Raw genomic sequence first — 18990 nt, forward strand, 5'->3', positions numbered from 1 at the left:
ATATAAACAAAGAAATATAAGACTACGGGCGATATTAGCTACAATAGAGTAGCTTAATATGTTAGTGAATCTGCGCTGCCTTGCGGATTCTATATGCTTTTGAGCGGCATGCACTCGAGCAAGTCTTCGCACTTTTGCTCCCAATAAAAGGCTTGTGGCATACTTCACAATCCTTTTTTGTTTTATCTAAACTTTTGAGTAAGCTCACAACTTCGCTATGAGACAGCGTATGTTTACAATAAGGACATTCCATATCGAACTCCTCCCTTAAGAAATGGCTTTGTTTTATGCTGATTCTAGCAAAATAATATTATGAATTATCAAATTTCATCACATTTTAGAAAGTGTATTGCTACATTTTATAAAATGTGATACACTTCAAACTTTATTTTTTGCATAAAGGTTTTTGCAATGATACGTTCTCCTATATTTCCAAACATATCTCTTTGCACTACATATTTGCTTTTAGGAGTTAGCGGACTTTTTGGAGAGGAAGTTTCCAGTGCGAAGCTCTCTCCTCTTGTCTCTGTGGCTCACCCTATAAGTAATGCCAACATAAGTATCATAGATGATGCTTTCATCGCTAATACTCAAGCACAAAATTTGCGTGAGATTTTCAACAAAAATGCCGAGATTCAAGTTGGAGGAAGCACACAAATCGCGCAAAAGCTCTACATACGCGGTTTTGAGGATAGAATGTATCGCGTCCGCCTTAATGGTATCACACAATCAGGGAATCTCTTCCACCATCAAGGCAACTTAGTGCTTGACTCATTTTTGATAAAAGATATTGAGATAGAAAAAGGACTTGCTAAGGCAGAGGATGGCGCAGGGGCATTAGCCGGTGGGATTAATATCACTACCAAAAATGCCTTTGACATACTGCAGAATCGCGATTATGGGGCGCATTTCGTACTCAGCGGACAAAGCAATAAAGGCGTGAATACCTCCCTTGCTGCCTATGGTAAATTCTCAAAGAATCTCGGGCTACTCGCTGCCTATAGCTTTGATAACATACCTTATTACCGCGATGGCAATGGTGATAAAGTCCTCTCCTCTAAAACCCAAACACAGAACGCAAGTTTCACGCTTACCTTTCTCCCTGCAAAAAATCACAGCATAAACGTGCATTATCACTTTAATCACATCACTTCAGTCGCACCCTATGCCGCAAATGTCATCACTAGCACAACACCAGAGCTTTTTAATAATACTCTCAACGCCCACAATGCAGCATTGCGCTATGATTATAGTGCAAATGATAGCTTTATGTTATCGTGGAATAACTATTTCTCACACAAATCTCTTAAACTCTCCCCCACAGATGTAAATCATAGCGATATTACAACCACACACGACCCAGAAGGAGCTATGGACTTAAGTCTTATGAATCTTGGGAGTGATTTAGGTTTCAAACATTACTTTGGCGCTTCAGGGCATTTGTTTAAATATGGACTTAATTACCAACTCATCGCTACAAAGGCTTATGACCTTGACGCTCATAGCCTCGCACACGGGAATCTAGGACATGAATTAGGCGCGATATATGGAGGATACCTAGGCGCGAGTTTCAATCTACTTGATAGCCTTAGCTTTGATTTAGGCTCACGATATGACTACTTTACATACCGCGATAAATTTAATGCCACGCATTATACGCAAGGATTTAGTCCCTATGCTTCCTTGCTTTATGTACCCATCGATGATTTAAGCTTCAAGCTTACTGCAAATTATAACACACGCGGGGCTATACCACTTGATGCCTCACTACTTAGCAATTCTCACGCTTATATCCGCTCCTTACGTCCGGAGGGTATGTATAATGCGGAATTAGACATAGATTATGACAATAGTGTTTTTAGTGCCTATATAGGTGTGTATTATCAATATTTAAAAAACTTTATCAATAGCTACACAAATGCAGGAGAGGAGCATAATCATAACAGTAACGCAGATGACCATAACCACGAGGATATGTATAGGCAAAATATGGCAAATGGCATACAATTTGTAGGATATGAGGCAAATGTAGGGCTAGACTTTGATTTTATAGATGCGCATATCGGTATCGCACAGCATTTCCCCACATATAAAAATCATTTTATCACCGACACCTTTGAACTTGGCGCATTGAGCGGACAAAGCTATTATTTAAGCGTAGGTTTGCGTCCTTTTAGTGCCTTACCGCAATTTCAAATGCTCTATCTTGGACGTTTTGTAGAATCTATGAGCTATCAAGGCTATAATTTGTATTATGATACCTTAGAATCTGTAAGCAAAAAGGGCTATGATGTGCATAATATTTATCTCACTTATGATGTAAAGTCTTATCTTAGTCTGCATCTAGCATTTTTAAATATCACAAACAAAACGTATGCAAATCCATATAGCCCACTTAAAGAGCTATTTGCACGAGGTAGTGGCACAGCACTTTATGAGCCGGGCTTTAATGTCAAGGCACAAATCGCATTTTTCTTTTAAGAAAGCAAGAAACTTTTGATATAATCGGCTTTATCCAATACACAAAGGAGCATACAATGGATTTAAATAAAATATCTGCGGGTGAAAACCCTAATAAAGTCAATGCGATTATTGAAATTCCTTATGGTTCAAATATTAAATATGAAGTTGATAAGGAAAGCGGCTTGGTTGTCGTAGATAGAGTGATGTATGGCGCGATATTTTATCCTGCAAACTATGGCTTCGTGCCAAACACACTTGCTGATGATGGCGACCCAGCAGACATTCTCGTGCTCAATACTTATCCATTACAAGCGGGAAGTATGATTGCCACTCGACTCATTGGTGTGCTAGTAATGGAAGATGAAAGCGGAATGGATGAAAAGCTCATCGCCGTGCCTGTCTCTAAAATCGACCCCTCATTTGATAAGGTTCAATCCCTAGCAGACCTGCCGCAAATTACATTGGATAGAATCAAAAATTTCTTTGAGACATACAAAACCCTAGAACCAAACAAGTGGGTAAAAGTCAAAGAATATAAAGACGTGGCCGCTGCCACTGCCATTTTAGAAAAAGCCATTAAAGCGTATAAATGAGTTGATGCAGTTGTGCTAGATACACCGCATAAACTTATAATTTTACAAAACCCACCTTTTAGCATTTACTCTACTGAATAAATCTAATATTTCCTACCAAAATATACAGGATTATCTGCCCAAGGGGCTATTAGGATAATCTACTCCCGGTAGGGTGCCACTCTTTTAAGAATCTTTGCATCGCTTGGCACAAGATTTTTCTCAAATACGACACTTCTCATACTGGAGAAAAAGCAGATTTTTAGCAATATATGCCTCCATAATGCTTATGCTTGAAAAGGCGTATGGATAGGCATATAATGCTCTTTTAGCTTCTCTAGCATCGTTAAACACCTTTTTAGTAACTCAAAAAATATTTGGAATTGATATAGGCTACCATTTGAGCCGATATAAGCGTGTTTAACAGAGACTTTATACTCTCCACTTCATTATAGTCTTGTGAATCTTGATATGTAGTTTAAGTGTGTAAAAATAGTGGAGCATCTTCATTTTTGCTCCTTGTGTTTTGCCACTTATCATAGCAGCATATATACAATGAGCAAAAACCTACAGATAGCTTCTTGCCCCTCTGTATGCCTTGCCCCAATAGCTAGAATCTAGCCGTGCCTTGCTCACTACCTTACCCCTACTTGGTGCGTGGATAAACTCATTATTGCCAATATAAATACCTACGTGATTAATTTTCTTACCCTTATCCGTAATGAAAAATACCAAATCCCCTTTCTGCAGCTTAGCTTTGCTCACAGAATCCCCCTCATTATATTGCTCATAGGACGCACGAGGGAGTGAAATACCATTAAGGAGATAAACCGCGCGGGTTAGCCCACTGCAGTCAAAGCCAGATTCTGTTGTGCCACCCCATTTGTATGGCACACCCATATATTGATGTGCGCTTTTGACAATATCCTCCCTCACATCACTTGCTTTTTGCTTTGATGAGCTTTTTTTATTGATAGCATATTTCTGTGGCGAGATGATGAAATATGCTCCAATAAGCCCATTTTTATAGTGTTTCTGTACTTTTAATTTCATAGCTTTGATAATTCCCAAAACGCACTTTATACGTATCTGATTCTTTAAACAAAAACGCATCAAGCCCCTTGCTATTAAGTGTATCAACAAACTTCCCTGCATTTTCTATATTACTAAAGCTCCCTACTTGCACACTATACCCAAGAGACTTTTGCGTATTGAGATGAGCGCAGCCCGAAAACAGAAAGATTCCAAATAAACACCAATATATAATTCTCACTCTATATTCCTCAATGCTTTTAAAATATCTCAAAAAAATTCAGGACTCAAGAATCTTAAGCCCACAGATACCCAACTTCCTCCACCGCTAAAGGCATTGCCATAAGTGCTATCAAGCTGGATTTTATCTTGCAAGAGCCATATCCGCACACCCACTTGAAATTTTGTTTTCTCAAATCGCTCATAAAGGGCTTCTCCCAAAAGCCATAGTCGCTGTGTAATCTGCTGCTCTAAGCCCAACCCAGCATAAAAAATATGCGGTTCATCGTTTCTACGCTGAAGCTTGTAGCCAAGATTAGAATGCAAAAGAAGCTTATTGTCAAAAAATACCATACTTGCGGGTATATAGAGATAATAATCATTGCTATATTTTGAATATAAAAAATTATACGCATTGCCCAAGGCTATGCCATAGCTATAACCTTGCGTTTCTAAGTCACTAAATACTCTCTTTGCGCTAAATATGAACTGCTGTGCCCTAAATGACTCTTTTGCTTGATTAGCAGGTAGATTACTCATCATTGCACCCATACTGATTTCAATATCTAAGAAGAGATTACAACCGGGTATGACATAGTATTCACCAATTTTTCCATCATATATGCCCCAAGTTTCTAACTGACACGAATGCCTATCTACCACACGCGCATCATCGGTAATCATAGGACGTGCAGCATATAGTGCAGCATAAGCAAAAAGCAGCATAAGGCAGATTCTATACATCATCTTAAAAATGTTCCCCAAACCAACTTGCCACATTGCTACGTATGGTTTGACGTAATTGAATCCCCGCAACGAAATCATCTTTTAGCGCCTTGCTTAAAAGGCTTAAAGCCCCATTGCGAAACTTGCTTAAATAGGGGTGGTCTATCTGCGCCCAATCCCCTAAAAACACAATCTTACTCCCCTCCCCTATACGTGTGCCTATAAGCTTAATAGTTGCATTTGAGGCATTTTGCACTTCATCAAAAATCACAAATTTATTGCCTATGCTAATGCCTCGCGCGTGAGCGATATCAACCACTTCTATTTTATGCTTTTGCAGGAAATATTCCGTCGCATCCTGCTTTTGTATGCCATTGACCTCACCACGATACTCGATACGTTTAGCAAGGCTCTGCTCTTGGAGTTTGTCAATAGTAAAATTTATCGCACCATAAAGTGGATACATAAAATAGGCAAGCTTTTGATTTTCATCACCCTTACGATAGCCCAGCTCGGCTTCTTTGTCATTAGCTGTAATCGTGTTTCTCATATAAATAATACCATCAACCACATTATTTTTGACTAGAGTAATCCCCGCTTGGAGTGCAATAAGTGTTTTGCCACTGCCTGTTGAGCCTGTGGCGATGGTAAGGTTATTTTGCGGGTGGGTAAGCAGGGCATAGAGCATTTTTTGCTCTAAATTAATAGGCATAATGTAGGGCTGATAATTTTTAAGAATCTCATCAAGATTTAGTTCTTCAAAGCCCTCGCCTACCTTTAGTCCAAAGGTCTTTTTACCCGTTTTATAGAGTGCGCTATCGGTATTATCCATTTCATTAACTTGTATCAAGCTCCATTGTGTAAGCTCTCTAAAGTTTTTTTCATCTTTTAAAAGTGTGAGCGGCTTGTCTTTATGCCATTCAAACAAAGCCCAAAAATCAATATCATTAGGATTCTCTACCCTATCGCGAAAAAGCGATTGCGCAGGAATTCCTTGCGTTTGTGCGCGGATTTTAAGCGAAATATCATTGGTTAAAAGCACTAAATGATAATCCCTAGCAATCTCTATGAGCTTAGAATCGTTATAGCTATGCTCTTGTGGTGTAAGGCTGTATTGAGGGCGATAGATGAGCGTAAGCGGGATATTCGTATGGTCAAAGCGGAAATAAAGCGTTTGGACAAAGTCATTATGCTGAGCCAGATTCTGTGCTGTGTGTTGTGTATGTGTGCTCTTATTGTGCGAATCTAATGTATTAATATTATCACTATTAATGCAACGGAAAAACTCACGCGCAAAAAAGCCCGTTTCATTCTGTAAATCCTTTTTCTTATCAAGCTCTTCAATCACCACTTCGGAGATAAAAAGCATATTTTGAGAATCCTGCCATAGATAAATGATATTTTGTGTATCATCAAGAATAATAGAAGTGTCAAGTAGATAATGTTTGCCGTGCAAATCACTCCCCTTAATAAATATAGGGAAATTGTATCATATTATGTAAAAAATAAGAGTGTGTAATGAAGCTTTCTCATTCTGTCTTAATGTGCAAAAGTATATGAATATTTTAGCACTGCCAAACTCAATCCCAAAAAAGGCTAAATGGAACCAAAGACACACTGCTTGTTCCTTGTAAAAAAAGACTATTAGCGGTCTAAACAAGTGGACAAGAGTAAAGCAAATCTAAAGAACCCCTCCGCCATTAACGCTATCGACAAACTTCATTGTATTAACCACTGAATCTATCAATCCTTTCATTTCTTTGCTGTGATTATCATTTACTGCGATTTTATCAAATTCATCAAAGCTTAACTTTGTGGCATTCTTTTTTAAATATTCCATAGCTACTTGTTCATTGCTACTGATTAAACCTTTTTTTCTTAACGTAGAGGCAAGATTCTCAAATGATGTTTTATCATTGAATCCTCCCTGCAGCTCACCACCAATCTCACGTGCTTTTTGAAGTTCTGCTGATGGAGAAAATTTGTCTTCAATACGTTTTGCAACATCTGCATATTGGAGAGAGTGCATACTTTTATCTTGACTATGAATGCTATCCACACCTTTGAGGTGCTGCTCGCTCTCTTTAGATTGAATATTTTGCGGCTGATTGGGAGCATTATAAATATTAGCAAGCAGTCCCTGTACACCACTATGATTGATTTTTGTAATATCCACTTGACACCTCCATAAATAATAATGGACTTAAAGCAAATAGTATTCCTAAAAATCCCAACCCTTGAATACCTTATTTTCTCTTTGTATATTGGGCTGCGACTGAATCGTATCTTGTTAATTTGAATCTTGAGTGCTATTCAATGCTTGATTTAAGAGTATTTGATAAGCCTTATCAATCTCTTTAATACGTGTGAGCGAAGTATCACGGAATGTTTTATTAATATTTTTATTATCAAAAATATTTTGCTTGGCGTCTTTAATAAGGCGATGATAGATTGTCTCAAGTTCCTCTTTGCTAGGAATCTCTGTAATGCCAAAAAGATTCTTTGCATCTTTTTCATTCATACTGACTTCTTGTATATATACCTGTTCAAATTGCTCAAAAAGTGCATTAAAATCTTCATTGGCAATCTCAAATAACGCGGCAATATCAATAATACAATCTTTCTCACTCTCTTCCAAAACACCATCAGCATATGCCAGAACAAATAAAAATTCCACTACCTTCAGACGTTTTTTATACTCACCTTTTGTGAGTGTTACATATTCTTCACATAGCTCTTCAAGGGATATGGATGGATTTTCTTGTTCCATAAGAATCGTCTTCAACTCATCTTTGGATAATTTAGGGTTTTTAGATTCTATTGCCATATCTGTGAGCATTTCATCAAGGAGTTGCTCTTGTAATGAGCATACCTTTTTATCACTCCACACTAAATATCCCAAGATTGCAGCTAAAACACCAAATTCACTTGACTTCACTTTGTCCGCTTGAGCCATCTCCTCATAAGGGTTTTGAAAATCTATAGGTGCAGCATCTGTGCGATTTGTATAGTGTTGCTGATTGGGCTGAAGAGGGTTTTTAAGATATTCTTGCAACGTATTGTAGAGAAAATATACCACTACTCCAGCTATAAGTAAGAGTACGATTTCCATTGTATATATGTCCTTTTTGTGATTTTGGGTGCGATTGTAGCAAAAATTACTTTAGTGTTTGTTAATACGCTTTTCAAACTCTTTTTTCAAACGCTCTTCTTGCTCCCTTGCGCTTTTTTTAAGCCGCTTTACTTCCTCCATACGCTCACTCTCAAGTGCAAGCTTACGCTCTTTGCTATCTCGAATTTTTTGCATAAATGCTTCGCGTCTTTTAGGATCTTGATACCGAATAGGCTTCATAAAAAGCACACCCAAAATAATAAAGAAGAATACTAATCCCATAGCCGCATCTTCACCACCAAAATGATACCAAGTCGCTCCAATAATTGCAGCAAGAATAATTTTCCAAAATGCTCGCATTAAAATATCTCTACTTTCTGTTTATGGTGTGTAAAGCCAAGTTTCTTTTTATCTTTTTCTCCAAATGCCAAAAGCAATACTTGAGGTAAAAAGAGAATGGGCAAGGCGATATCATCGCGATTATAAGCTTTACAAAGCTGTGCGCGATGAGAATCTAGCATATCAAATTGACTCAAAGAATATGAGAGTATAAAATCTACCCCCAAATCCGCTATATCAAAAAAATATTTCCCAGTATTATAATATGCGCTTTGCGGATTATTTGCCAATAAATGTGCATAATATTGATTGACAAATGGTAACTCAACAGCTTTTAAACCAATTTGCTCGTAGATTCTATAATTTGTGCTTTTAGGCAAATGCCCATAATATGCCCCTCGTATCATTGCAAACAAGTAGGAATGAAATTGTTTTTGAACTAAAGGTGTTATATCAAGGCTATTAAGCAAATCAGGCAAATAGCTCATCTGCACCTTACTATCATAGAGAAGATTAAAACGATGAAGATATTGTGTCTCTATTTCGCGCATAAGGGAAGTGTGAGATTCTATAAGTGTTTTTGCATAAAAGGCATTCGCATAGGCATCTTCCTCTAAAAAAACAAGCGTAGCATTTGCTGCATTTGCCAAAGCCAAATTATAAGCAACATTACGCAACAAATCATCTTTTTGCACTAGCCTAGCCCAATACCCGCCACAATCAGCCAAACCAACAGAAGATACAACATCAGCAGAAAGTAACTCTAAGTCCAAGTATGCAAAAAGCATTTTTGTGCTAGAGATTAAGCTTTGAGCATTCGTGTTGTAATATTTATCATATATCATATACTTCATATTTATCCTTTACGTTGTGGCTTTAGCGTAGCTAGAAGCTGCCATTGCCTAGAATCATAGCTAAGTACAACATCACGTATAAAATCCCACATCTCCTCATCAAGTGCAGTAGCACGGGGATAAACCATATCTGCAAGACTTACAAAGTTTAAAATACCTTTCCTAGGTTCAATAAGCCATTGCATAATTTCTCTAATCTTTTCAGGGTGGCGAGAAATAAGCCATTTAAGATAGAGAAAAAATCCATCGCCCAGATAGTGTTCATCACTCATCGGGGTGATAAGATTTAGCATAAGATACTTACCCAACTCATTTTTTTCGTCTATATTTAAAAAATCAGCCCATTGAAAAAAGCCTTCATACTTTTTCCATAATGCCTCTTTATTGAGCAATAAATCCTTAGTAGCATAATATATACTTAAAGGTTCAATCTGCCACTCTCTGCCAAATCGCTGCACAAGTTCGATAATAGGAAGATTCTCAAAAATAGCAATACCATTAATACGTAATGCGAGATATTTTTCATCATAGCCATAATTGTCAAGTTCATTTTGTAGCAAAATCAGCGTATCAATAAGTGTTTGCTCCTGCGTGAAGGAAAAAGTGCATTTATTGTAATATGGTAGATAATCTACTCCTGCTTCAAATCTAAAGACCTCAATATTTACTTTATCCATTCACAACTCCTTGCCTTTAAGCTTAATCCTCTTAAATTGCAAAGAATCTTAGCATACTTCATCTGCATACTCTCTTAAAAGGTTAATTATTTTTTGAAAAATTTACTATTTTCGGGATTTGATGTAAAGGCAAGTTTTGAATGCTCTAAGCCCTCTTCTTGAATAGAAGCGATATGTTCTAGCTCCTCATTAGAAAGGTTATGAAAGCAAGGGTGGCTTACATTTGTAAATAATAGAATCTCACGTAGCAAGTCATTATCGTGTAAGAGAATCTGCACAATACCCTCATAGTCAATATCTACAAATGCACCAATATTTTCATTCCCAAAACCCGCTTCAAAACTCATACCCTTATGCTTTAACTCAATGCTCTCAAACGTATAACCCGCCAAGACAAAAAGCGTAATATCAGTAAATGTATCGCTAATATGCCGAGGGAGGGGGGGTGTAAAATGCGTATATTTCATATCACATAGAATATTAAAGTTTATCCTCTCTTTAAGTAAAAAATCTAATATATCTCTTGTATGAGAAAGCATAATTCTCTTAAATACCGGAGAAAATAGAATCTTGTGCATTCACTAACTCCTTAAATTCTTCAAGCATTTTTTGCACTTCACCCATACCAATGAGCCAAAACTTATCGCTCTCTAGATTTAATCCAAACGCACTAACAAGCTCCTTAGGGCTTTTGCTTCCCCCGAGTGAAAGGAATTGCGTATATTTTTGAATAAACTTTTCCCTGCTTTGAGGTGTTTGCTGTGATTTATATAAGCCAAAAAGTGCCAAAACAAGCAGCTGTCCATAGCTATACGCATAGCAATAAAAAGGTGAATGCACGAAATGCGGGATATAGCACCACCAGCCATCATAATTTTTGCTTAATTTGAGGCTGCTCCCAAACATCCGTTCATTTTCCTCACGCCATATTTCATCGAAATTTTCAGGCTTTAGCTCATCGCCTTGAGCGTGGATTCTGCGTTCAAAATGCGTCATCACCACTTGACGAAAAAGTGTAGAAAAAATATCCTCTAGTTTTCCTGCATACAGAGGGATAAGATCCTCTTTACTAAGAGTATTCTTTAGCGTGTCAAAAAGTAACATTTCGGCAAATACAGAGGCGGTTTCAGCAGTGGTAAGAGGTGTATCCATATTGAGATAGCCTTGCGTTTTAGATAATTCTTGATGCACCATATGCCCGAATTCGTGGGCGATTGTAAATACATCTCGCCGTGAATTTGTGTAATTAAGCAACACATAAGGATGTGCACTAGGCACACTTCCGTGGCTAAATGCCCCCCCTCGCTTATGTGGTGCAGGGTGAGAATCTACCCAACCCTTGTTTAATGCCTTCAATGCAATATCCTTAAAAGTTTTGCTAAAGTGCCCAAAGGATTTTAAAACAAGCTTTAAGGCTTCATCATAGGGTAAATTACAGGCATTGCTTTCAAGTGGGGCATAGCGGTCATAATCTTTCAATGCCTTTAAGCCAAGTAGCTTTGCCTTTATTTGATAATATTCCCCTACAAAGCCATAATGTGCGCTTACCACATCTATGAGCTTATCTACACTCTTTTGTGTCGCGGCATTTGAGATATGGCGGAAAGATTCGGGGAGCTTGTATCCACGCAAATGCGTCATAATATGCAAATCTTTGCGCACCATATTCAGTATATAGGCTAGGAGATGGCGAGATTGTTTAAGCTTTTGTGTAAAGATTTTTTGTGCTTCTTTACGCACCGCGCGTTTGGGATGATGGAGGAGGCTTAAAATCTCCTCTTCACTTATTTTTGCTTTTTTTGCTCTTTTATCTTGCTTGGATTCCATTTTAGAATCTGCTTTTTTTCTATCCATTTTGGGAGATTTAAATTGGAGATTAGCTAAATGTTCATCAAAAAGCCGTGAAAATGCTCCTACCCCCACAGGTGAAGTCGCTAAAAGTATTTTCTCTTCAGCTAAAGAAAGCTGATAGCTATCTTGCTCGATAAGCTTTTGCAAAAAATACTTATATTGTGGCACATTTGCAATAATCTCCTTTTGTTTTTGAGCGGGTAATTTACAAAATTCTAGCTCGAAAAACAGCACAAGATTCTGTGCCTGTGTAGTTTGCATTTCATACTTAGCATACATATCCCCTTGCGTTGTATCCTTTGCAAAACGCAAAAACACATACGTCATCACACGCCCAAAGCCTTCTAAAATCTCCTCATATTGCTTGATGACCTCACAAAACAAAGTAGGTTCGATGCTTTCAAGCTGCTGTTCATATTGCTTAGCAAACTGCTTTGCCTTGCGCGTATTTGCCACCATAAAACGTTCCATTTGCTCTTCACTCTTAAAAAGCGCGTTTAAATCCCACTGGCTAGATTCTCTATTCATTGTTGCTCCTTTTTTGGCTCTTTAAATTTTCATCTCCGCTTCCTCATCTTCTTGCACCAAAGTAAGCGCCTTAAGGAAGCTAATATTATCCATTTGCATTCCTGAAGTCATATTCTTAAGCGTGAGGGTTTTTGAGTTAAATTCACTCTCGCCAATCACCATCACAAATTCGTGTCCCTTTGTATTTGCATATCCAAATTGTTTTTTAAGCTTACTCACTTCCGGATAGACCTCGATAGACACCTTTGAGCGGCGGAAAGATTCTGCAAGGGTATGGGCGTATCCAAAATATGCCATATCCATACATACGATGAGTGCACGGGCTGAAGTTGCCTTTTTATCAAGCAACTCTAACTCCTCTAATGCCGCTAAAAGCCTATCTATGCCGATACTTGCTCCCACACCACTCATTTTTTCCTTAGAAAATGTGCGCGTAAGATTATCATAACGCCCACCAGAGCATACGCTCCCAATACTCTTTAGCGCATTTAAAGTGCTTTCATACACTATCCCTGTGTAATATCCCAATCCACGAGCGATTGAGAAATTCACGCGATAGGTATCCCTATCCATTTGCAAAAGCGCAAGCACCTCATACAAGGCTTTTAAATCATCTAAACCTTTTTTGATAGAATCATTCCATTCAGCCATAAAGGCAATTTGTTTAAAAAAGCTTTCACTATCACCCTGTTGCTTGATTGAAGTATATTCTAGCAGTTTATCAACTTGAGTGCTATCTAATCGTAATTCCCGTTGCAATTCAGCCCCCACGCCATCTTTACCAATCTTATCAAGCTTATCAATAATACGCAAAGCGCTATTTATATCCTTTTGCCCACTCACGCCACAATACTCGCAGATTCCATTAAGGATACTGCGATGATTAAGCCAAATAGTAAATTCATCTATCCCAAGCCCCACAAGCGAAGCATAAATCACCTGCAGAATCTCCGCATCACAAGATATACTATCACTCCCTATAAAGTCAAAATCACATTGCGTAAATTCCCTATATCGCCCTCTTTGCGCCCTCTCCCCGCGAAACACATTCCCAATAGCAAATCGCTTAAAAGGCAAATCCACTTCGTTTTTATATTGCGATACAAAGCGCGCTAAAGGCACGGTCAAATCAAATCTCAAAGCAACATCCCGCCCCCCGTGGTCTTTGAAACGATATAGCTCTTTTTGTATCTCATCGCTGCCCTGCTTTACTAACACATCGGCATATTCTAAATGTGGCGTTTCAATAGGCACAAAGCCAAAGCTCATAAATACAGCACTTAATTTGTTTAATAAAATAGTCTTTGCGAGTGCCTCTTTAGGCAATCTATCTCTGAATCCACTCAATGTGCGAGGGGTAACCAACGCCATTTACAAACCTCCTAGCAGTAATGCCTTTACTTCAAATTTTATAAAAGCTTTCATTCTACCTTAAAAATGTTTTATTTTAACTATATTCCAAAAGTAATTTAAGAAAATTATGCCTTTTGCTAACAGATTTTTAGCTTTTTAGCTTACAATACGCTTATAATCAAAGTCTAAAATATCACTATACGGAGTGCAAGGAAAAGTGTTTTTTACAAAAGATATACACCATATCCACACATCTCAAGTTAAAAGCATTCTCTTACGCCTGCCAAATTGGCTAGGCGATAGTGTGATGGTATCTCCAGCATTTGAATGGCTTAAAAAAAGCTTTGAAACAGCGCAATTTACCCTTGTAGGCACGAAAGCGAGTTGTGGAATCTATGAGCGAGATAAACGCGTGAAAGCCATTTTTATAGACACTACCAAAGCCGCATCTTGTAGAATCATCGCTACAAAGGCACTTGCTAATAAAATAGGCACACACGATATTGCCATTAGTTTTAGTAATACCTTTTTTTCTGCCCTGCTTTTGTATTGGAGTAAAAGCCCTTTGCGTATAGGCTATGGTAAAAATGCCCGAAACTTCCTCCTCTCTCACCCACTTACTTTACACAAATATCATCAAAATAGACTCAAACACCAAGTGCTTTTATACCTTGAACTTATCACTCCACTATCACAAGTGCAAAATTATGCGATCAAAACCCAGAATAGCGCAGATTTTATACAAGATTTTGCATATAAAAATGATAAACACAAAAAAGATTCTATAAATCTCTCTAATCACTCACATATAAAAATCTCGCACGATGAGATTCTTACCTACCTTGCCACACAGCCGCTTCATCTCATCTCCTCGCCTATCACGCTCCCTACAAAAAGTTATGCTATAGGGATTAATCCCGGAGCCGCTTTTGGCAGTGCAAAATGTTGGGAAAAATCATATTTTATTGATATTATTAAGCATTTTCTCACACAAGGCTATGATGTCTATCTCTTTGGCTCAAGTGAGCAATCCCGCGCGAATGTAGAAATCGCCCAATCTTTTATCAATCACCCACAGGCGCAGTTTTTTCATAATCTCACAGATAAAACAAGCCTCACGCAGCTTATTGACTACATCGGCGCGATGAATGTGTTTATCACTAATGATAGCGGACCTATGCACATTGCTGCTGCCTTAAATGTCCCAATGATAGCTATCTTTGGACCCACAAATATTGATGAGACAGCCCCTTATAGCCCCGCTCCCCTGGCACAAAATCACACTTTAGAGATTCAAAGTGCTGCAAATATGCGAGATACGCAAGATTCTATATCCCCTCACATTATAGAAAATCCTCCACAATGGGTGCTACTCTGCAAATATGTGCCTTGTGCGCCGTGCAAAAAGCGTGAATGTCCCCTCACTCATCATCGTTGTATGACACTTATCACACCACAGGAGGTTATCACTCACACTATGAATCTGCTAAAAAATAATGACAAAAGGCTAAATAATGATACTTGAAGCACATTCAACCACACCCTTACAGCATTATAAAATTTTGAGTAATACGATCACGCCGCGACCTATTGCGTGGGTAAGCACGATTTTCCCCAATGGTGGAGTAAATCTCGCGCCTTTTAGCTTCTTTGCTCCCATTAGTGTGAATCCGCCTATTTTTTCTATCTGTATGATGCAAAAAAGCGATGGATTAGAAAAAGATAGTTTTAAAAATATCTTTCACACGCACAAAGCAAGTATCAGTATGTGCGAAATTTCGCATATTCAAGCATTGCATAATAGTAGCGCGGAGCTTGAGTTTAATATGAGTGAGGCAATTGAATTTGACATACCGCTTGAAATCGTGCAATCAGGCTATCCTCCTATACCTAAAGGTGTAAAAGTCGCTTTTATGTGCGATTTGTATGATGTCTTAGAGCTAGGAGAAGCCAAAAGTGTGCTTTTAGAGGCTAAAATTTTTTATATAGATGATAGCATTTATAGGGAGGACTTGCACCTTAGCCCAAACTTCATTGGTCGTGTAGGGCGCATTTATAGGTCTTTAGGAGCGGAGATTATCCCTACACAGACAAATCCTACAGAATCTACAGCCCACAACCCAAAGGAGAGCGATGAATAAACCCAAAACCTCTCTAAATAATCATCATCAAGGATTGCCTATGCCTATTACATTCTTACAAGAATTGATTACCTATCCCACCATCACACCCAAAGAATGTGGGATTTACAAGCATATTTTAGATAAGCTCCAACCCATCGTGCAAAGTAAAGGGCTTGATAGCCTCATCATCGAGCAAGAAAAAGCAGGAGTGAAAAATCTGTTTTTTGCCATAATGCCTAAAAATACTGATAAAAGCGCACTTTTTCATTTATGCTTTGCTGGGCATATTGACGTCGTGCCTACGGGAGAAAATTGGTCTTTTGAGCCATTTTCAGGCTTGGAAAAAGAGGGCTATATCTGCGGTCGTGGTGCACAAGATATGAAAGGCGGCATAAGTGCGTTTATTTGCGCGATTTGCGATTTTTTAGAATCTTCGTCTTTTGAAAATTCTACATTAATGCTTTCTATTTTACTTACAAGCGACGAGGAGGGTGAAGGCATTTATGGCACAAAATATATGCTTGAGCAGCTAGAGAGGGAATCTTTGCTCCCTCATAGCTGTATTGTCGCCGAGCCTACGAGCATTCAACGCACGGGTGATATGTGTAAAATTGGCAGACGCGGCTCAATTAATGGCATACTCACCATTCAAGGCAAGCAAGGGCACGTAGCCTATCCGGAAAAATGTATCAATCCCATAGAATTGCTAGGAGATAGGCTTGGTGCATTAGCCGGTGCAGCACTAGATAATGGAAATGAGTATTTTACGCCCACACGTCTAGTCATAACAGACATTCGTGGCGGTATGGAGGTGGTAAATGTAACGCCGCAGAATCTTAAAATAATGTTTAATGTGAGATATTCGCCTTTAAGTAATGTAGATTCTATTCGGGCTTATATTGATTCTGTGCTTAGCTCACTGCCTTATGAGCTAAGCCTTAAAGTTAGCTCATTACCCTTTATCACGCGGCAGGATAGCCCTCTCATACAAACACTTTGTGAGGCGATTAAGCATACAGCACAAATCACACCTACATTAAGCACAAGCGGGGGTACAAGTGATGCGCGATTTTTCGCACAATATGGGATAGATGTGATAGAACTTGGTGTGCCAAATGATAGAATCCACGCCATAGATGAACGTGTATCCATAAAGGATATTCTTACTCTGCGCGATATTTTTCTTCATTTTTTACATTTAAAAGCAAAGAGTGCTAATCCTCTTATTGCAAAGGAGCATAGCACTTAAAAACGCAATGTGTGGCACTTACTTGTGAAGCACAAATCTATAGACACATAACCTACACAAAGGAGCAATAAATGGCAATTATTGGTAAACTCACCCAACTTGATTGGTTTTTTAAGGCTTATCCTATGCTTAAAGAAGCAAAAGACTATATGCTTAATGCTACAAACCCTACCCATAGCATACATAAAAGGATTATTGAACTTGACTTAGCAGGGCAGGAACGCAAAGAAGTGAGCTATGCACTCTCACAAGGTGTGCGAGCCATCGAGCAAACCTATCATCTTAAAGAAGCTAAAAATGCGTTTTTTGAGACACATCGCGCATTTATTGACTTTCAACTTGTGGTAGAGGGATATGAATATATGTGTATTGGTGATAGGAGCGCGTTTGATGTGAAGATTCCCTATGATGAAAGTAGAGATTTAATTGTATATGATAATGCCTTACCATACAGCTTATATTCGCATTACAAGGCTTTACATATAGAAACTAGCAATCATAAAACTACTTTGCCAAAAGTATGTCGCCCTTTTCCTATTGATGAATCTCTCAACACACCCTGTCGTAGCAATATACTTCTAACAAGTGGGGATCTAGCGGTATTTTTCCCTAATGATGTGCATGCGGGAGGATTAGAATTAACGCCAAATATCAATCATAATGTTATGTCTCAAGTAAAAAAAAGTGTACTCAAGGTGCCCGTATCGCTCCTTGGGTTGTAACTCTTTTCACAAAAACAATAAACTTTTGTCTTATAGTTTCATAAAATAATATACTCAAAGTTAAATCTATAACGCTATGTTATAGATTTAAGAGGTAAACATATATAAGATAAGCTCTAAAATGTAGACTTATAGTAAGGCTACACGCTAAAATATATAGCCAAGATAGTAACGATAAAGCCTATTCCCATTACTCCAAAGCCACTTTTACATTTGCCCTTGCAAAATGAAGTCATAATAAGCCCAGAGAGATAGAAAAGTATCATAGATAGCCCAAAGCACACGGCAATAAAGTCAAAAAATGTGAATTTAAAGCCCCCGAGCTCAAATTTTGTCCCCCCGCTTTTGTGCATCATCATCAGCACACCATAGAGGTTTCTATCTGCCACATTAAGTATCAAGCCTTCTTTTTGGTCATTCATTATCGTAGCTGAATACTTGACATTCCCCATACTTGGATTTCCTCGAGCCATTTTAATTTCTGTATTGCTTGGGATTCTAAGATTATTTTCTTCTAGCACATTGATGATAAAATCTCTTTCTTCACCTTTTTTAGGCTTTAAATCTAGAGGGATTTTAGTGATAGTCGCCCCTGAATTTTGCCGTATCTCAAAGATATAGAGTGCTCCTGTAATAGCATAAATCAATGCTGCAGGAAGAAAAAAAAGACTAAGGTATAAATGGATTTGCATCCAAAGTTTGCGATGAAGTTTCATAATGGAGTTTCCTTTGAAATAATATAAATACTCACAATCTTATCTAAATAATGTGAGCTATGTGTGAAATTTATTATCAAATTACCTTAGAGCAATACCAAAATAATGAATAAATTCTCATTATTTTTCGCGATGATGGGGAACTACAAGTTTTATGTTGGTTGCCTCCATCCTATTCTAATTCTCATAATAACAAATGGATCGTCTCATCATTGCGAGGGTAATGCCCCCAAATAATCTATAAACAAAGACAGATGGCTCTTCTAAGATTCCCTTGCAATCACAGGAAAATATAGATTTACTAGTGAGGACAAACGCTTCACATATATACTTTATTAGTCTTTGCTCTCGCCTCGCAATAACAAAGCAAAAAGTTACCAATCCGCCCTAAAACTTATCCAATATGCTCTTGCAGGCAAGATTCTTTGATAGGGATTAATATATGATGTGCCAC

The 18990-nt window shown here is 38.1% G+C and carries 20 protein-coding genes; 6 read left to right on the plus strand and 14 right to left on the minus strand.

What is annotated here, in order from left to right; all coding sequences use genetic code 11:
• Nucleotides 1–61: 61 nt before the first annotated feature.
• Nucleotides 62–253: a hypothetical protein gene (locus QZ289_RS04095; protein ID WP_295699504.1), complete on the minus strand. Its 192-nt coding sequence runs from the start codon at nt 251–253 to the stop codon at nt 62–64.
• A 158-nt stretch (nt 254–411) separates the two neighbouring features.
• Here QZ289_RS04095 and QZ289_RS04100 point away from each other — a divergent pair, with 158 nt between their 5' ends.
• Nucleotides 412–2481, plus strand: coding sequence for a TonB-dependent siderophore receptor (locus tag QZ289_RS04100; RefSeq protein ID WP_295699507.1), 2070 nt, complete (start codon nt 412–414; stop codon nt 2479–2481).
• Nucleotides 2482–2537: 56 nt separating this feature from the next.
• Nucleotides 2538–3056, plus strand: a complete 519-nt coding sequence (gene ppa, locus QZ289_RS04105; RefSeq protein ID WP_295699510.1) for an inorganic diphosphatase — start codon at nt 2538–2540, stop codon at nt 3054–3056.
• Nucleotides 3057–3602: 546 nt separating this feature from the next.
• Here ppa and QZ289_RS04110 read toward each other — a convergent pair.
• The 12 genes from QZ289_RS04110 to hisS all read right to left on the minus strand — a co-directional run bounded on the left by QZ289_RS04110 (nt 3603) and on the right by hisS (nt 13738).
• Complete coding sequence (locus tag QZ289_RS04110; RefSeq protein ID WP_295699513.1) at nt 3603–4088, minus strand: C40 family peptidase; 486 nt, start codon at nt 4086–4088, stop codon at nt 3603–3605.
• Complete coding sequence (locus QZ289_RS04115; RefSeq protein ID WP_295699514.1) at nt 4060–4308, minus strand: SPOR domain-containing protein; 249 nt, start codon at nt 4306–4308, stop codon at nt 4060–4062. Before QZ289_RS04115 ends, QZ289_RS04110 begins: the two co-directional genes overlap by 29 nt.
• Before the next feature lie 29 nt (nt 4309–4337).
• Complete coding sequence (locus QZ289_RS04120) at nt 4338–5051, minus strand: hypothetical protein (protein WP_295699516.1); 714 nt, start codon at nt 5049–5051, stop codon at nt 4338–4340.
• Entirely contained in the window at nt 5035–6468 is a 1434-nt protein-coding gene (locus tag QZ289_RS04125; protein ID WP_295699518.1) for a PhoH family protein, read from the minus strand. Before QZ289_RS04125 ends, QZ289_RS04120 begins: the two co-directional genes overlap by 17 nt.
• Nucleotides 6469–6693: 225 nt before the next feature.
• Nucleotides 6694–7188, minus strand: a complete 495-nt coding sequence (locus QZ289_RS04130; protein WP_295699520.1) for a hypothetical protein — start codon at nt 7186–7188, stop codon at nt 6694–6696.
• Between the two features lie 114 nt (nt 7189–7302).
• Nucleotides 7303–8124, minus strand: coding sequence for a TerB family tellurite resistance protein (locus QZ289_RS04135; RefSeq protein ID WP_295699521.1), 822 nt, complete (start codon nt 8122–8124; stop codon nt 7303–7305).
• A 51-nt stretch (nt 8125–8175) separates the two neighbouring features.
• Nucleotides 8176–8484: a hypothetical protein gene (locus tag QZ289_RS04140; RefSeq protein WP_295699523.1), complete on the minus strand. Its 309-nt coding sequence runs from the start codon at nt 8482–8484 to the stop codon at nt 8176–8178.
• Nucleotides 8484–9317: a hypothetical protein gene (locus tag QZ289_RS04145; protein WP_295699525.1), complete on the minus strand. Its 834-nt coding sequence runs from the start codon at nt 9315–9317 to the stop codon at nt 8484–8486. Before QZ289_RS04145 ends, QZ289_RS04140 begins: the two co-directional genes overlap by 1 nt.
• Before the next feature lie 2 nt (nt 9318–9319).
• Nucleotides 9320–9994 (minus strand): DUF5644 domain-containing protein, encoded by a 675-nt coding sequence (locus tag QZ289_RS04150; RefSeq protein WP_295699527.1) that lies wholly within the window; start codon nt 9992–9994, stop codon nt 9320–9322.
• An 86-nt stretch (nt 9995–10080) separates the two neighbouring features.
• The gene (locus QZ289_RS04155; protein ID WP_295699528.1) at nt 10081–10572 is read right to left on the minus strand and encodes a hypothetical protein; all 492 of its coding nucleotides are present in this window, start codon (nt 10570–10572) and stop codon (nt 10081–10083) included.
• Nucleotides 10541–12373: a M3 family oligoendopeptidase gene (locus QZ289_RS04160; protein ID WP_295699530.1), complete on the minus strand. Its 1833-nt coding sequence runs from the start codon at nt 12371–12373 to the stop codon at nt 10541–10543. The genes QZ289_RS04155 and QZ289_RS04160 overlap by 32 nt, the downstream gene beginning before the upstream one ends.
• Before the next feature lie 21 nt (nt 12374–12394).
• Nucleotides 12395–13738 (minus strand): histidine--tRNA ligase, encoded by a 1344-nt coding sequence (gene hisS / locus QZ289_RS04165; RefSeq protein WP_295699545.1) that lies wholly within the window; start codon nt 13736–13738, stop codon nt 12395–12397.
• A 205-nt stretch (nt 13739–13943) separates the two neighbouring features.
• On the opposite strand from hisS, the gene waaF reads away from it, so the two are divergent.
• The 4 genes from waaF (at nt 13944) to QZ289_RS04185 (ending at nt 17820) form a co-directional block, all read left to right on the plus strand.
• Nucleotides 13944–15251, plus strand: coding sequence for a lipopolysaccharide heptosyltransferase II (gene waaF, locus QZ289_RS04170; protein ID WP_295699532.1), 1308 nt, complete (start codon nt 13944–13946; stop codon nt 15249–15251).
• Nucleotides 15241–15867: a flavin reductase gene (locus QZ289_RS04175; RefSeq protein WP_295699534.1), complete on the plus strand. Its 627-nt coding sequence runs from the start codon at nt 15241–15243 to the stop codon at nt 15865–15867. The genes waaF and QZ289_RS04175 overlap by 11 nt, the downstream gene beginning before the upstream one ends.
• Nucleotides 15868–15907: 40 nt before the next feature.
• The gene (gene dapE, locus QZ289_RS04180) at nt 15908–17098 is read left to right on the plus strand and encodes a succinyl-diaminopimelate desuccinylase (RefSeq protein WP_295699547.1); all 1191 of its coding nucleotides are present in this window, start codon (nt 15908–15910) and stop codon (nt 17096–17098) included.
• 71 nt (nt 17099–17169) lie between these two features.
• Nucleotides 17170–17820: a YhcH/YjgK/YiaL family protein gene (locus tag QZ289_RS04185; protein WP_295699536.1), complete on the plus strand. Its 651-nt coding sequence runs from the start codon at nt 17170–17172 to the stop codon at nt 17818–17820.
• Nucleotides 17821–17960: 140 nt separating this feature from the next.
• Here QZ289_RS04185 and QZ289_RS04190 read toward each other — a convergent pair whose 3' ends face one another.
• A complete protein-coding gene (locus QZ289_RS04190) occupies nt 17961–18536 on the minus strand; it encodes a hypothetical protein (protein WP_295699538.1) in 576 nt (191 codons plus the stop codon).
• Nucleotides 18537–18990 lie beyond the last annotated feature (454 nt).

The organism is uncultured Helicobacter sp., from assembly GCF_910577135.1.
Taxonomy (GTDB): domain Bacteria; phylum Campylobacterota; class Campylobacteria; order Campylobacterales; family Helicobacteraceae; genus Helicobacter_C; species Helicobacter_C mastomyrinus.